This is a genomic window from Acidovorax sp. MR-S7, from assembly GCF_000400995.2.
GTDB lineage: Bacteria > Pseudomonadota > Gammaproteobacteria > Burkholderiales > Burkholderiaceae_C > MR-S7.
Genome location: NZ_DF238927.1, coordinates 36,933 through 51,617, shown reverse-complemented (window position 1 = coordinate 51,617; position 14,685 = coordinate 36,933). Strand labels below are relative to the sequence as shown.

Annotated in this window: 16 protein-coding genes; 12 read left to right on the top strand and 4 right to left on the bottom strand. The window is 70.3% G+C overall.

Features of this window, described 5'->3' with window-relative positions:
* The first annotated feature begins 74 nt into the window (after window positions 1-74).
* From AVS7_RS12270 to AVS7_RS12250, 5 genes are read left to right on the top strand one after another with little or no spacing between them, the layout of a single operon-like run.
* A complete protein-coding gene (locus AVS7_RS12270; protein ID WP_020228693.1) occupies window positions 75-668 on the top strand; it encodes a DUF2760 domain-containing protein in 594 nt (197 codons plus the stop codon).
* Window positions 665-2,497 (top strand): Hsp70 family protein, encoded by a 1,833-nt coding sequence (locus tag AVS7_RS12265; RefSeq protein WP_020228692.1) that lies wholly within the window; start codon window positions 665-667, stop codon window positions 2,495-2,497. The genes AVS7_RS12270 and AVS7_RS12265 overlap by 4 nt, the downstream gene beginning before the upstream one ends.
* A 34-nt stretch (window positions 2,498-2,531) precedes the next feature.
* Window positions 2,532-2,894 (top strand): DUF1801 domain-containing protein, encoded by a 363-nt coding sequence (locus AVS7_RS12260; RefSeq protein WP_020228691.1) that lies wholly within the window; start codon window positions 2,532-2,534, stop codon window positions 2,892-2,894.
* An 18-nt stretch (window positions 2,895-2,912) separates the two neighbouring features.
* Window positions 2,913-5,690, top strand: coding sequence for an Hsp70 family protein (locus AVS7_RS12255; protein ID WP_020228690.1), 2,778 nt, complete (start codon window positions 2,913-2,915; stop codon window positions 5,688-5,690).
* 23 nt (window positions 5,691-5,713) lie between these two features.
* Entirely contained in the window at window positions 5,714-6,688 is a 975-nt protein-coding gene (locus AVS7_RS12250; protein ID WP_020228689.1) for a tripartite tricarboxylate transporter substrate binding protein, read from the top strand.
* A gap of 135 nt (window positions 6,689-6,823) precedes the next feature.
* Here the strand turns inward: AVS7_RS12250 and AVS7_RS12245 are convergent, their stop codons facing one another.
* Window positions 6,824-8,293, bottom strand: coding sequence for a serine protease (locus AVS7_RS12245; protein ID WP_020228688.1), 1,470 nt, complete (start codon window positions 8,291-8,293; stop codon window positions 6,824-6,826).
* Between the two features lie 24 nt (window positions 8,294-8,317).
* Window positions 8,318-8,890 carry a Holliday junction branch migration protein RuvA gene (gene ruvA, locus AVS7_RS12240; RefSeq protein WP_020228687.1) on the bottom strand — a complete coding sequence of 191 codons (573 nt, stop codon included), beginning with the start codon at window positions 8,888-8,890 and terminating at the stop codon, window positions 8,318-8,320.
* 29 nt (window positions 8,891-8,919) lie between these two features.
* Between ruvA and AVS7_RS12235 the strand changes: the two genes are divergently transcribed.
* From AVS7_RS12235 to AVS7_RS12205, 7 genes are all read left to right on the top strand, one after another.
* A complete protein-coding gene (locus tag AVS7_RS12235; RefSeq protein ID WP_020228686.1) occupies window positions 8,920-9,876 on the top strand; it encodes a PhoH family protein in 957 nt (318 codons plus the stop codon).
* Between the two features lie 44 nt (window positions 9,877-9,920).
* Window positions 9,921-10,373, top strand: coding sequence for an rRNA maturation RNase YbeY (gene ybeY, locus AVS7_RS12230; protein WP_020228685.1), 453 nt, complete (start codon window positions 9,921-9,923; stop codon window positions 10,371-10,373).
* 59 nt (window positions 10,374-10,432) lie between these two features.
* Window positions 10,433-11,182: a sulfite exporter TauE/SafE family protein gene (locus tag AVS7_RS12225; RefSeq protein WP_020228684.1), complete on the top strand. Its 750-nt coding sequence runs from the start codon at window positions 10,433-10,435 to the stop codon at window positions 11,180-11,182.
* A gap of 130 nt (window positions 11,183-11,312) precedes the next feature.
* Window positions 11,313-11,567: a hypothetical protein gene (locus AVS7_RS12220; protein ID WP_234450012.1), complete on the top strand. Its 255-nt coding sequence runs from the start codon at window positions 11,313-11,315 to the stop codon at window positions 11,565-11,567.
* The gene (locus tag AVS7_RS12215; protein WP_020228682.1) at window positions 11,564-11,983 is read left to right on the top strand and encodes a hypothetical protein; all 420 of its coding nucleotides are present in this window, start codon (window positions 11,564-11,566) and stop codon (window positions 11,981-11,983) included. The genes AVS7_RS12220 and AVS7_RS12215 overlap by 4 nt, the downstream gene beginning before the upstream one ends.
* 244 nt (window positions 11,984-12,227) lie before the next feature.
* Window positions 12,228-12,551, top strand: coding sequence for a hypothetical protein (locus AVS7_RS12210; RefSeq protein WP_020228681.1), 324 nt, complete (start codon window positions 12,228-12,230; stop codon window positions 12,549-12,551).
* A gap of 20 nt (window positions 12,552-12,571) precedes the next feature.
* Window positions 12,572-13,171, top strand: coding sequence for an SHOCT domain-containing protein (locus tag AVS7_RS12205; protein ID WP_020228680.1), 600 nt, complete (start codon window positions 12,572-12,574; stop codon window positions 13,169-13,171).
* 55 nt (window positions 13,172-13,226) lie between these two features.
* Here the strand turns inward: AVS7_RS12205 and dtd are convergent, their stop codons facing one another.
* The gene (gene dtd, locus AVS7_RS12200) at window positions 13,227-13,694 is read right to left on the bottom strand and encodes a D-aminoacyl-tRNA deacylase (protein ID WP_020228679.1); all 468 of its coding nucleotides are present in this window, start codon (window positions 13,692-13,694) and stop codon (window positions 13,227-13,229) included.
* Window positions 13,691-14,656 carry a cation diffusion facilitator family transporter gene (locus AVS7_RS12195; RefSeq protein WP_020228678.1) on the bottom strand — a complete coding sequence of 322 codons (966 nt, stop codon included), beginning with the start codon at window positions 14,654-14,656 and terminating at the stop codon, window positions 13,691-13,693. Before AVS7_RS12195 ends, dtd begins: the two co-directional genes overlap by 4 nt.
* Between the last annotated feature and the right edge of the window lie 29 nt (window positions 14,657-14,685).

Below are 14,685 nucleotides of genomic sequence, written 5' to 3'. Positions count from 1 at the left end.
CCCCCATTGGTAACATCGGTCCCCTTTCTTTCCGGGCCGTGCCGCAGCGTCTCCGCACGGCCCCGCAACGCCCCATGACCGAATCCACACCCCCCTCCTTCTTCAGCCGCATCGCCCTCGCCTTCGCCGTGCTGGGCGATGCACGCCTCGCCCTGGGCGCGGCCCGCCTGCGCGGCGGCGAGGCACTGGCCGCCGACGTGCCGCCGCGCGAGGTGCCCGTCGAGAAGATCGTCGAAGTCCGCGTGGAAGTGCCCGTGGAAAAGCTGGTCGAAAAGCGCGTTGAAGTCACCACACCCACCGCCGCGCTGCAACTGCTCGGCCTGCTGCAGCGCGAGGCGCGCTTTGTCGATTTCGTGCAGGAAGACGTGGCCGGCTACACCGACGCCGAGATCGGCGCCGCCGCGCGCGTGGTGCACGAAGGCTGCCGCAAGGCGCTGCGCGAGCACCTGACCCTGGAGCCCGTGCGCCCCGAAACCGAGGGCAGTCGCGTCACCCTGCCCCCCGGCTTCGACGCCGCCGCCGTGCGCGTAAGCGGCAACGTGATCGGCCAGCCGCCGTTCACCGGCACCCTGGCCCACCGCGGCTGGCGCGCCGCCGACGTGCGCCTGCCGCAGCTCTCCGACGACAAGGCCGCCGCCGTCATCGCCCAGGCCGAGGTGGAGCTGTGACCGTGGAAACGACAGGCGCCCGATTCAGCATCGGCATCGACCTGGGCACCACACACTGCGCGCTGTCGTGGGTGGATCTGCAGGCCAGCGATGGCGACCGCGTGGTGCAGGGCGTGCTCGACGTGCCGCAGCTCACCGCGCCCGCCACCCTCGAAGCACGCCCGCTGCTGCCCTCCTTCCTCTACCTGCCGCACGAGAGCGAATTCGCCCCCGGCGATACCGCCTTGCCCTGGGGCGCGGCCGAGGACGGCATCACCGGCGAACTCGCGCGCACGCGCGGCGCGGCCACGCCGATCCGGCTGGTGGCCAGCGCCAAAAGCTGGCTCTGCCACCCCGGCGTGGACCGACGCGCACCCATCCTGCCGGCCGATGCGCCGCCCGAGGTCGCACGCATCTCTCCGCTGGCCGCCAGCGTGTACTACCTCACACACCTGCGCGATGCGTGGGCGCACGCCCACCCCGGCGCGCCGCTGGCTGCGCAGCACGTCACCGTCACCATCCCCGCATCGTTCGACCCCGCCGCGCGCGAGCTAACGGCCGAAGCCTGCAAGGCCGCGGGCTTCGAGCGCCTGTCACTGCTCGAAGAACCCCAGGCCGCGCTCTACAGCTGGATCCAGGCGAGCGGCGGCGGCTGGCGCAAGCAGGTACAGAGCGGCGACGTGATCCTCGTCGTGGACGTGGGCGGCGGCACCACCGACCTCTCGCTGATCGCCGTGCAGGAAAACGCCGGCAGCCTGGAGCTGCGCCGCATCGCCGTGGGCGAACACATCCTGCTCGGCGGCGACAACATGGATCTGGCGCTGGCCTACGGCGTGGCGCGCAAGCTGGCGCAGGAGGGCAAGCAGCTCGACGCATGGCAGACCCGCGCGCTCGCCCACGGCTGCCGCGCGGCCAAGGAGCAATTGCTGGCCGACGAGAACGTGCAGAGCGTGCCCGTGATCGTGCCCAGCCGGGGCAGCAAGCTCATCGGCGGCAGCATCCGCACGGAGGTCACGCGCGCCGAGGTGCAGCAGACGCTGCTCGAAGGCTTCTTCCCCGAGGTCGCGGTGACCGACAAGCCCCAGACCCGCGCGCGCGGCGCGCTCACGCAACTGGGCCTGCCCTACGCGCAGGACGCGGCCGTCACGCGCCACATCGCGGCCTTCCTCGCGCGGCAGGCCGGGGCGCTGGACCAGGCCACGTTCGCGCGCCCCACAGCCATCCTGTTCAATGGCGGCGTGCTCAAGGCGCCACAGATCGCCGAGCGCATCGTGCAGGTCGTCAACGGCTGGCTGGCCGCAGACGGCGCGGCCCCCGCCCGACTGCTCGACGGCGCCCACCTCGACCTGGCCGTCGCACGCGGCGCGGCCTACCACGGCTACGTCGCGGCACGCGGCCAGGGTGTGCGTATTCGCGGTGGTACGGCGCAGAGCTACTACGTGGGCGTGGAAAGCAACATGCCCGCTATCCCCGGCATGGAGCCGCCCATCAGCGCCCTCTGCCTCGCGCCCTTCGGCATGGAGGAAGGCAGCGAGGTGGCGCTCGACGCGCAGGAGTTCGGCCTCGTCGTCGGCGAGCCCGTGCGCCTGCGCTTCTTCGGCTCCAGCGTGCGACGCAACGACACCGTGGGCACCCTGCTCGACTTCTGGGGGCCGGAAGAACTGGTGGAGTTGCAGGAGATCGAGGCCCAGTTGCCCGCCGAAGGCCGCACGCCCGGAGAGGTCGTGCCCGTCACCCTGCATGCGCGCGTGACCGATATCGGCACGCTGGAACTCGACGCAGTGCCCGTGGGCGGCAGCGAGCGATGGAAAGTGGAATTCGACGTGCGCGCGCCTGCGGCGTCTGAATAGCGGCGCGGGAAAACCACGTCAGGCACACCACACCATGGCCACGAAATCCGTCCAAGAACTCCTCGATGACCTCCGCCTGCTTGGCGGCGAGCAACTCTCATGGGTGGAGTCTGTTCGCACGCTCGTCAAGGAAACCATTCCATCCGTGACCGAGGAGGTCAAATACGGCGGCATCCTCTTTTCCTCCGGCGTGCAATTCTGCGGAGTCTTTGCCTACAGGCAGCATGTCTCGGTGGAGTTTGGCAGGGGCGCCAAGATTTCGGACCCCTTCGGCCACCTGGAGGGTTGCGGCAAAGGGCGGCGGCACATCAAGCTGCGCTCGGCAAATGACATCCAGGCCAAAGAGTTGGCCCACTACCTTCCGCTGGCGTTGGAGGCGGCGAGGAGTGGCGCCTGATTGCATGCCCCAGCGCCCATGACGCAGCCCGCCGCCCGCTACGCCGTCGGCATCGACCTCGGCACCAGCCACACCGTCTGCGCCTTTGCGCCCCTGGGCGGCGATGCGGAGCAGATCACGCTGCTGCCCATCCCCCAGCGCATCTCGGCCAGCGAGGTGCAGGCCCAGCCGCTGCTGCCCTCGGTGCGCTACCAGGCCGCGCCGCAGGAGCTGGGCGATGCGTGGCGCGCGCCGTGGCCGCCGTTGGATGCGTCGGAGGACACACCAGCCACCCTCGGCCGCTGGGCGCGCGAACTGGGCGCGGCCGTGCCGGGGCGGCTGGTGGCCAGCGCCAAGAGCTGGCTGTCGCACCCCGGCGTGGACCGCACCGCGCCCATCCTGCCTTGGGGCGCACCGGAAGGCGTGGCGAAGGTGTCTCCGCTCGCGGCCTCGGCCTCGTACCTCGCGCATGTGAAAGCCGCTTGGGATGCGGCCCATCCCGGTGCGCCGCTGGAACGGCAGACCGTGGTGCTCACCGTGCCCGCCTCGTTCGACGAAGGCGCGCGGGCGCTGACGCTGGAGGCCGCGCGGCTGGCCGGGCTGCCCGTCGTGCATCTGCTCGAAGAACCCAAAGCCGCATTCCACGACTGGCTGGCGCTGCAGGGCGAGCGACTGGCCACGCAGTTGGAAGGCTGCCGCCTCGTGCTGGTGGCCGACGTGGGCGGCGGCACGACCGACCTGACGCTGATCCGCGTGGGGCCTACGCCGGGCGGGCTGCCCACGCTCACGCGCATCGCCGTGGGCGAGCACCTGATGCTGGGCGGCGACAACATGGATCTGGCGCTCGCGCACCGGCTGGAGCCGCAATTCGCGGGCGAGGGCCAGCGCCTGCCCGCCCCGCGCTTCGCACAGCTCGTGCAGCGCTGCCGCATCGCCAAGGAGCGGCTGCTGGCGCAGGACGCACCCGAGAGCGCCGCCGTCACCCTGCTCGGCGGCGGCTCGCAGTTGCTGGCGCAGACGCGCTCGGCCACGCTCTCTCGCGATGACGTGCGCGCCTGGGTGGTCGAAGGCTTTCTGCCGAGCGCGCAACTTACCGATGCGCCTGCACGCCGCCAAGGTGCGCTGCGCGGTCTGGGGCTGCCCTACCCGGCGGACGCGGCCATCTCACGGCATCTGGCGCAGTTCCTCGCACGGCATGCGCAGGGCGAGCTGCCGGATGCCGTTCTGCTCAACGGCGGCGTGTTCCACGCGCACGCGCTGGCCGCGCGGCTCACGCAGCTGCTGGGCGCATGGCACGGCGCGCCGGTGCGCGTGCTGCACAACCCGCACCCAGACTGGGCCGTGGCGCGCGGGGCGGCGGCGCATGGGCTGGCCACTTTTGAGTCAAATCAGCCTCCAGCGCTTGCTGGACAAGCGCCACCAGCTATCAAAACCGTAGTCCCTCGCATCGGCGGCGGATCGGCGCGCAGCTACTGGCTGGTGCTGCCGGGGGGCAAAGGCCTGTGCCTGCTGCCGCGCGGCACCGAGGAAGGCGTGCGCGTCGTCCTCACCGGGCGGCGATTCGCCCTGAAGCTGGGGCAGGCGGTGCGCTTCGCGCTCGTCGCCAACAGCCATGACGCACCCGCGCAAGCCGGACAGATCGCGCCGCTCGCAGGCGAAGGCTGGGTGGAGCTGCCGCCGCTCGCCGCCGTGCTGCCCGCGCCCGAGGGGCGCGAGAAGGCGCAGGTCGAAGTGCAGCTCCACGCGCGCATGACCGAGGTGGGCACGCTGGAGGTGCGCTGCGTGGCCGTGGACGACGACAGCCGCCAGTGGCTGCTGCCCTTCAACCTGCGCGGCGCTACCGATTCGATAGCTGGTAGCGCTTGCCAGGAAAGCGCTGGAGGCCAAAAACACCTCAAGCCCGCCATCGAAGCCATCGACCGCATCTTCGGCAGCCAGTCGCAGGAAGTACCGCCCAAGGATGTGCGCCAGCTGCGCCAGACGCTGGAAAAGATCCTGGGGCCCCGTGAGGGCTGGGAAGCCCCTCTGCTGCGCGCGCTGTTCGACGCCCTGCTCTCGCGCGCCAAGCGCCGCCGCCGCACGCCCGAGCACGAACGCGCATGGCTCAACCTCGCGGGCTGGTGCCTGCGCCCCGGCGTGGGCGCGGAGCTGGACGGCTGGCGCGTCGACCAAGCGTGGCAGCTCTACGCGCAGGGCCTGGCCCACGGCAAGGAGGCGGCGAACTGGACGGAATGGTGGGTCTTCTGGCGCCGCATCGCGTCGGGGCTGGACGAGGCGCGGCAGATGGAATTGCTGGAAGACGTGGCCGGGCACATGCAGCAAGCCGTGCAGCGCACCGCCAAAGCCGCGCACGGCAGCTACGACGACATGCTGCGCCTCTTCGCCGCGATGGAGGCCGTGCCCTGGCAATACCGCCAGGAGATGGGCCAGTGGATGCTGCAGCGCCTGCAAAAGCCCGGCGAGCCGGTGCAGACCTGGTGGGCCATCGGCCGCCTGGCCGCACGCCAGCCGCTGGCCGCCAATGCCCACCTGACCATGCCGCCCGAGGCCGCGCGCGAATTCCTCGCCGCCACGCTGGCGCAGGACTGGCGCAGGAACGAACACGCGATGTTCGCCGCCGTGCAGATCGCCCGCATGACGGGCGACCGCGCGCGCGACCTGCCCGATGACCTGCGCGCGCAGGTGCTGGCCCAGTTGCGTGCCGCCGCCGCGCCCGGGCGCTGGATCGCGCTGGTGGAGCAGGCCCAGGCGATGGACGCCGAAGACCAGAAACGCAGCCTCGGCGACAGCCTGCCGCCCGGGCTGGTATTGCTTTGATTCACTTGACAAGGAGACAACCCATGCCCCGCTCTCTCACCCGCCGCACCCTGTCCGCCGCCGCCCTCGGCCTGCTGGCCGCCGCGCCCGCCGCATGGGCGCAGCAGAATGCCTGGCCCACGCGCCCCATCGTCTTCGTGGTGCCGCAGAACCCCGGCGGCGCCAACGACGTGATCGCCCGCGCCGTGGCGCAGGGCCTGGAGAACTCTCTGGGCCAGCCTGTGGTGGTGGAAAACCGCCCCGGCGCGGGCGGCAACCTGGGCACCAGCCAGGTCGCACGCGCCGCACCCGACGGCCACACCTTCCTGGTCACGGCGCAAAGCGCGCACACCATCAACCCGGCGCTCTACAGCAAGATCCCGTTCGACCCCGTCAAGGACTTCACGCCCGTGATGCAGCTGGCCGTGGCGCCTTACCTGCTGGTGGTGAACCCGAACTTCCCGGCCAAGACGCTGGACGAACTCGTGGCCTACGCCAAGGCCCATCCCGGCAAGGTGGAATACGCGTCGGCCGGCAACGGCACGCTCAACCACCTGCTGGGCGAGATGCTCAAGAAGCAGAAGGGCGTGAACCTGCTGCACGTGCCCTACAAGGGTGCGGCCGCCGCGGCCACCGACGTGGTGGCGGGCCAGCTGCCCGTCACCTTCGGCAGCTTCCCCGGCGTGATGCCGTTCGTCACCAGCGGCAAGCTGCGCGTGCTGGGCGTGGCGTCGGACAAGCCCACGGCGCTGGCGCCCGAGATCCCGCCGCTGGGCAAGGAGCTGTCCGTGACCTCGTGGTACGGTCTCTTCGCCCCGGCGGGCACGCCCGCGCCCATCGTCGAGAAGCTGCACGGCGCCATCACCAAGGTGCTAGCCACGCCCGCGATGCGCGAGCGCCTCAAGGCGCTGGGCGCGGAGCCGGTGGATTCCGACCCGCGCAGCTTCGCGGCCATGCTGCCAGGCGAGCTGGCGCACTGGAAGCAGATCGTGCAGGACTCCGGGGCGCGGATTGATTGACATCCCCCCGAGCGGCTTCGCCGCTCCCCCCTTCTCTCGCGCTGCGCGCGGGAAGGGGGGCGACGCCGGCGGCCTGGCAAAGCCAGCTCCGCGGCGCCCGCTGGCATGGCGAGCGCTAGTTTCAGGCCCGGCGATCTATGGCGTGCCGGGGTTCAGCCAGTTCTTGATCGCGGTGCGGTAGCTGGTGTCGAAGCGGCCGTAGTGGTCCACGCCGGCCGGGTTCTCGCAGCTCGACGTGCCGCCGAACAGCTGGCCGACCACGTAGCGGCGCGGCCCGATGGTGATAAACGCGCCCGAGCCGCTGCTGCCGCCTTCCACCACGCCCTGCTGCCAGCCCAGCGTGAGGAAGGTGCCGTTGGTGTCGTCGCTGTTGGTGCACCACTCGCCGCTGCAGGTGCTGTAGCGCAGCACCACGCCCTGGCTGACCTTCTGCAGGTCGCCCTTGGGGTGGTGCACGCCGGCCAGCACCTGCCCGGCCTGCACGCCGCCGAAGTACGTGCCTGCGTAGACGATGCCCGCCGGCGCCGGACGGTCCAGGCGCAGGAACGACACGTCGGTGGTGGCCGACGCGTACAGCAGCGTGGCGCCGCCCGCCAGGCGCGTGGTGGCCGGGTTCACGCCGGAGCCGCCGCAGCTCGCGGAGCGGTAGAACCAGTCGGTGGTGAGCGTGGAGGCCACGGCCTGGGTGGAGATGCAGTGGTTGGCGCTCAGGAAATACGGCGTGCCGCTGGACTGCGCGTCGTTGAGCAGCGTGCCGGTGCACAGGTAGCTCTTGCCATCCTCGCGCACATAGATCATGCGCGCCACGGAGCGGCTCTGGTCGAGGTATTCGGGGCGGCAGGTCACGTCCACGTTGCAGCTGCCCGACTCGCCCACCTTGGCGAAGGCGGCCTCCTCGGCGGCGGCGGGCGCCACGGTGAAGTGCGACAGGCGCGGCACGGCCAGCTGCACGGCGGCAGCCTGCGCGCCGGCAGGGATCTCCACCTCCAGCGTGGTCTGCGGGCCGCCGAAGTCGGGGCTCCAGTAGGTGCGGGCGGCGTCATCCGGAGCGCCGCCCTGGGCATTGCGCTCGGCCACGGCGCGCAGCTCGTCGGCGCCGATCTCCACGGCGCCCTCGTCCATGGTCCCGTAGAAGCGCAGCACCGCGCCGGCAGGCAGCGCCTGCACCAGCACGCCCAGGCGCACGCCGTGCGCCCCCTCGGCCGTGAAGCGCAGCGCCGCCACCTGCGTGCCGTGCGCCGTGGGCTGCCAGCGCAGCAGCGCGGCCGTGGCGGCCACGGTGGCCGTGTCCTGCACGCCGCGCGCGGTGCCGATCTGCAGCGGCACGCCGGGCTGCGCCGCTGCGGCAGCCTTGGGCTGCGCCAGCGCGCCCAGGGCGACGGTGCGTGTGGCCTGCGGGCCGGCCGCCGCATGCACCGGCGCCGCCGGCGCGGCCTGCGCCTTGGCAGTGCCGCTGGGGTCGAAAGGCTCGATGCGGTCCGCCGAGGGAACTACAGGCGTCTCGGGCGTGGACGGCGTGCTGTTGTTGCTGCCGCTGCCGCCGCCGCAGCCGGCCAGTGCCAAAACCAGCGGCAGCGCCGCCCATGCTGTATTCGAAGCCTTCATGGCGTTCTCCTGGGTCGTTGGAATTTATTTGGCCAGGGACTTGAGCGCGAGCTTGATGCCCTCGCTCACCCCCACGTCAGCGGGCAGCGCCTTGAGCGCCGCGGCCGCTTCCTTGTCGTTGTAGCCCAGCGCCAGCAGCGCTTGCAGGATGTCGGCCTGCGCGTCGTTGGCGGCGTGGGCCTTGGCGCCGATGTCGGCGCCCAGCTTGCCCTTGAGCTCCAGCAGCAGCCGCTCGGCCGTCTTCTTGCCGATGCCGGGCACCTTCACCAGGCGCCCCGCCTCCTGCAGCGACACGGCCTGCGCGAGGTCGCCCACGCCCAGGCCCGAGAGGATGGCCAGCGCCGTGCGCGGCCCCACGCCGCTGATCTTGATGAGCTCGCGGAACGCCTGGCGTTCGGGCGCGGTGCCGAAGCCGTAGAGCAGCTGCGCGTCCTCGCGCACGATGAACTGGGTGAGCAGCGCCACGCGCTCGCCCACGGCCGGCAGGTTGTAGAAGGTGCTCATGGGCACCTGCACCTCGTAGCCCACGCCGTGGCAGTCCAGCAGCACCTCGGGCGGGTTCTTCTCCAGCAGGGTGCCGGTCAGTTTGCCTATCATCGCGTTCCTTTCTTGCTGGAATTATCAGCGTGATCCTGCGCCACACCTTCACCCCCCACAACAACACGCGCCTGACCCACCTGTGCGGCCCCGCCGACGCGCACCTGCGCACCATCGAGGTGGCGCTGCAGGTCAAGATCGCCCACCGCCATGAGCAGTTCAAGGTGGACGGCCCCAAGGCCAAGGCGACGCAGGCCATGGAGCTGCTGCAGGCGCTCTACGAGATGGCCGAGCGCCCCATCAAGGAGGAGCACCTGCAGCTCATGCTGGCCGGCGACAGCAGCATGCGCGAGGACGCGGAGGGCGCCATCCAGCTCACCACGCGCCGCGCCGACCTGCGCGCGCGCACGCCCACGCAGAGCACGTACCTGCACAACATCGCCACGCACGACATCACCTTCGGCATCGGCCCGGCGGGCACGGGCAAGACCTACTTGGCCGTGGCCTGCGCGGTGGACGCGCTGGAGCGCAGCGCCGTGCAGCGCATCGTGCTCACCCGCCCTGCCGTGGAAGCAGGTGAGCGCCTGGGCTTCCTGCCCGGCGACCTGACGCAGAAGGTGGACCCGTACCTGCGCCCGCTCTACGACGCGCTCTACGACCTGATGGGCTTCGACCGCGTGCAGAAGGCCTTCGAGCGCAATGCGCTGGAAATCGCGCCGCTGGCCTTCATGCGCGGGCGCACGCTGAACAACGCCTTCGTCATCCTGGATGAAGCGCAGAACACCACGCCCGAGCAGATGAAGATGTTCCTCACCCGCATCGGCTTCGGCGCCAAGGCCGTGGTGACGGGCGACGTGAGCCAGATCGACCTGCCCAAGGGCGCGATGAGCGGCCTGATCGACGCCGAGCGCGTCCTGAAGCGTGTCAACGGCATCGCCGTCACGCGCTTCACCAGCGCCGACGTGGTGCGCCACCCGCTGGTCGCGCGCATCGTGGATGCCTACGACGCCCAACGCAGCCCGGGCAGCCGCCGCGATCACTCCTGATTCAATAGCTGGTAGCGCTTACCAGATAAGCGATGGAGGCCCAAATGGCTCTTAACGCACTCGCCCTGTCCCTGCAGTTCGCACGCGACGCCGCCGCCCACCGCGCCGTGCTGCCGCGCCACAAGGTCGCGCGCTGGATCCGCCACGCGCTCGCCGTGGATGCCGAGATCACCGTGCGCATCGTGGGCGCCGAGGAAGGCCAGCGCCTGAACCGCGAGTTCCGCCACAAGGACTACGCCACCAACGTGCTCACCTTCGACTACCAGCAGGAGCCCGTGGCCGTGGCCGACCTCGTGCTCTGCGCCCCCGTGGTCGAGCGCGAGGCGCGCGAGCAGAACAAGACGCTGGAGGAGCACTACGCCCACCTGCTCGTGCACGGCGCGCTGCACGCGCAGGGCTGGGACCACGAAACCAGCGCGCAGGATGCCGACGAGATGGAGGCTTATGAGACCGCGATCATGCAAGAGCTGGGCTTCGCCGACCCCTACGCCGCGTAAAGCACCGTAACCCGGCGCATACCCAATCGGGCGCCGCTGCCCGCCTAAGATCGGCGCCGATGTTCGACACCGCCCTGCTCCTGGCCGCCGCCTTCGTCGCTGGCGCCCTCAACGCCGTCGCCGGAGGCGGCAGCTTCCTCACCCTGCCCGCGCTCGTCCTCACCGGCGTGCCGCCCGTGGCCGCCAATGCCACCGGCACCGTCGCGCTGCTGCCCGGCTACATGGCCGGGGCCTGGGGCTTCCGCGAGGACATGCAGCCGCCGCCGGGCCTGTCGATGCGCGCCGTGGTGCTGCTGTCGCTCATCGGCGGCTCGGCCGGGGCGGCGCTGCTGCTGGTCACGCCCGATGCCACGTTCAAGAAGATCGTGCCCTGGCTGCTGCTGGCCGCCACCGCCATGTTCGCCTTCGGTCCGCAGTTGCGCCGATGGGCCGGCGCCACCGGCCACGGCCCCGTGTCGGCATCGAAAGCCGGCCTGGGCATGCTGGCCGTTGCGGCCTACGGCGGCTACTTCAACGGCGGGCTGGGCATCCTGCTGCTGGCCCTGTTCGGCCTGCTGGGGCAGACGCAGCTCAACGCCATGAACGGCATGAAGAATCTCGTGTCCGCGCTGCTCACCGCCATCGCCGTGGCGATCTACGCGGCGGGCGGCATCGTGGAGTGGAAGCAGGCCCTGCTGATGATGGTGGCCGCCACGCTGGGCGGATACGGCGGCGCGCGCGTGGCGCGCAAGCTGCCCGCGCCGGTGCTGCGCTGGGGCATCGTGGCGACGGGGCTGGTGATGGCGGCGGTGTTCTTCTGGCGGCAGTAGGCCAGAGCAGGATTCAAGCCGAATCGGCCTCCAGCGCTTGTCCAGCAAGCGCAAGCAGCTCTATTTTTTGATTACTTCTGCCGCGTAGCGCGACGCCGCCAACGCGGGGGAATTCGCCGTCGCGCTGGTGGTGGCGCTGCTGGGCGGCGGCGTCACGGCCACCAGCAAGGACCAGACCATCCGCGTCGCGCTGGTGGTGCGGCCCGCCAACGACGGCAACGGCAAGGCCCGCGAAGGCAGCCACCTGGTGCGTGTCACGTTCCAGCGCGTCGTCCGCCGCACCGATGGCAGCACCTACGCCGAAACGCTCAAGAGCGAGGAACTGTACCGCGATTTCTATGAGCGGCTTTCCAAATCCGTCTTCCTCGAAGCCCACAAGATATGAGACACCTCTTCATTTCCTGCACCGTGGCCGCAGCCGCCCTCGCCGGCTGCGCGACCACCCACCAGCGCGTACTGGACGCGGACTCCGGCACGCAACTGCAAAAGCGCAGCTACCAGTCGCGCACCTTCGACACCGGCGACAAGGAGAAAGTCCTGCGCGCCACGATCTCGACGCTCCAGGACCTGGGCTTCGTGATCGACCGTGCCGACCTGACGCTGGGCACGGTCACCGGCACCAAGCTGGCGGCGCACCGCATCACGATGACCGTGAGCGTGCGCCCGCAGGGCACCGACCGGATGCTGGTGCGCGCCAATGCGCAGTTCAACATCACCGCGATCGAGGACCCCAAGCATTACCAGGACTTCTTCTCCTCGCTGGAGAAATCGCTGTTCCTGGCAGCACACGCCGAGGGCTGAGCGCCATGCGGGCATTCACCCCGGCCATCGGCCTCGGCCTGCTGCTTCTCGCCCTGTGGACCGGCTCGGCCCTGTACCTTCGGCGCAAGCGCAGGAAAAAGGAGGAGCAACTGCGCGCCCAGGGGCAGCATGCAATGGCGGATGCACAGGCAGCCGAGCACGCTCCCCTGCAAGGCTGCACCAGCGCGTCATTGGCCTGGGCATCGTTTTCTATGGCATCTACCTGTCCACCCTGGTGGGCACCATGACGCGCTTCGTCCTGCCGGAGGCTACCGCCCTGGGCGGGGGCGCAGCGGCGGGCGCGGGGGTCGGCCTCCTCACCTATCTCGTGATCGGAACGGTGGGCGTCGTCACGGGCGGCACGGGGGTTGCGCTCGGCGCGCTGGCGATGTCGTTGATCGGCGGCGGCGTCGGTGCCGTGGGGGCGGCTGCGGGCGTGTCGGGCTTTCGCGCCCTTAGCTATCCGCTGGTTTCTCCCTGGTTCTGGGGGCCGGTCATCGGCCTCGGCATCTATCTGATCGTCGGCAGGGACATCCAAAGAAAACTGTCGTCCCGATCCAGCGACTGATCTCCACAGGAAAGCACCTTATGCACAACGACGACATGCTCCTGGGCCTCTTCGGCGGGCTTTTCGCCGCTCTGGCCCTCATCCTGGTGGTGGAGATCACCGTGGCCTACCTGCTGCACCAGGGCCTCAAGAAGATTCCGGAGCAATACCGGGCCACGGAAACCTTCATGCCCTGGCTCACCCTGGTCCCGATCGCAGGACTCGCTTTCTACTGGATATTGCTTCCGTTCAAGATTCCGGAATCCTTCAGGAATTACTTCGCCGAGAACCCCGGCAACGGCCAGGAGCCCAAGGACTATGGCAAAGGCATGGGGATGGGCGCCGCCATTTGCGCCACCCTCCTGCTCGTTCCCGTCATCAATGTCGTTGCCTGGATTCCCGCGGGCATCTTCCTCCTGGTTTTCATGCTGCAGTTCGCGGAGATGGTGCGGCAACTCCCTGCGAACACGGGCAGCCACCCGCCTGTGCGCCACGCCCCCTCTCGGGCAATGCCGTCGTCCGACGACAGATTCGCCCGGCTGGAGCGGCTCAAGCAGTTGCTGGATGAGGACATTCTCACGGCCGACGAATACCAGAGCGAGAAAAGAAAAATCCTCCAGGGCCACGAGCATCCAGAATAAAAATCGCCTCCAGCGCTTTCTGAGCAAGCGCTGACAGCTCTCCTTTCAGGAGCAGCTAGATGCTCGCCGGCTCCATGCGCAGCGGAATCGTCACCGGCCCGTCGTTGACCAGGTGCACCTGCATGTCCGCCGCGAACTCGCCCGTCTGCACCACGGGGTGGGCGGCCCGCGCGCGCTGCACGAAGTAGTCGTACAGCCGCTGCCCCTCGGCGGGGTCGGCGGCCTGGGTGAAGCTGGGGCGGTTGCCGCCGCGCGTGTCGGCGGCCAGGGTGAACTGGCTGACGATGAGCAGGCCCCCGCAGGTTCCCAGCCCATCCACGTCCTGCACGCTGCGGTTCATCTTTCCCGCCTCGTCGCTGAAGATGCGCAGCTTGAGCACCTTGGCCAGCAGCTTGTCGGCCTGGGCCTCGCTGTCGCCCTGCTCGGCGCACACCAGCGCCAGCAGGCCGGGGCCGATCCGGCCCGTCACGCGGCCGGCCACTTCCACGCGCGCCTCGCGCACGCGCTGCAGGATGCAGATCACTTGTCGTCTCCTTGCGTTTCCACGGTTTCGAACACGGTGGCCTGGCCCACGGGCAGCAGCTCGATGGTGGCGTGCAGGCCGGGCGCGGCGCGCATCAGCGCCTCTTCGACGCGGGTGCGCATGCGCGCCGCGTGGCCCAGCGCCCAGTCGGCGGGCACGTGCATGTGCAGCTGCACGTAGTTGCGCGCGCCGGCGCGGCGCGAGGTCAGGCTGTCGAACTGCACGGCGCCGCGGCTGGCGGCGGCATGCTCCTGCAGCACGGCCTGCACGCGCGCGAGCATGGCGGGCTCCATGGCCTCGTCCATCAGCCCCTGCGAGGCGCGCCAGACCAGCGCACCGCCTTCCTTCAGGATGTTCAGCGCCACGCCCATGGCGACCACCGGGTCGAGCCATTGCCAGCCCGTCGCGCCGGCGGCCAGCAGGCCGACCACCACGCCGACCGACGTCCACACGTCGGTCATCAGGTGGCGCGCGTCGCCCTCCAGCGCCAACGAGCGGTGCACGCGCGCGGCGCGCAGCATGCCCCAGGCCAGCAGGCCGTTGCAGGCGGTGCTCAGCAGGGACAGGCCCATCCCCCAGCCGATCTGCTCCAGCGGCTGCGGATGCACCAGGCGCAGCGCAGCCGCCCAGAAGATGGCGATGCTGGCACCCACGATCAGGATGCCCTCGAAACCCGACGAGAAATATTCCGCCTTGTGGTGGCCGTAGGGGTGGCCGTCGTCGGCCGGACGCCGGGCCACCGTGACCATGGCCAGCGCGAAGACGGCGCCGGCCAGGTTCACGAAGGACTCCAGCGCGTCCGACAGCAGGCCCACCGACCCGCTGACCCACCACGCGAGCGTCTTGAGCGCGATGGTGAGCACGGCCACGCCGACGGACGCGCGCAGCAGGTTGCCGGGCGTCATCCAGGCGGGCAGGTGCTCGTCGGCGGGGCCGGCCGCCGGGCGGGTGGGGGTGTTCATGGCGGTCGATTATCCTGTCTGGCATCACG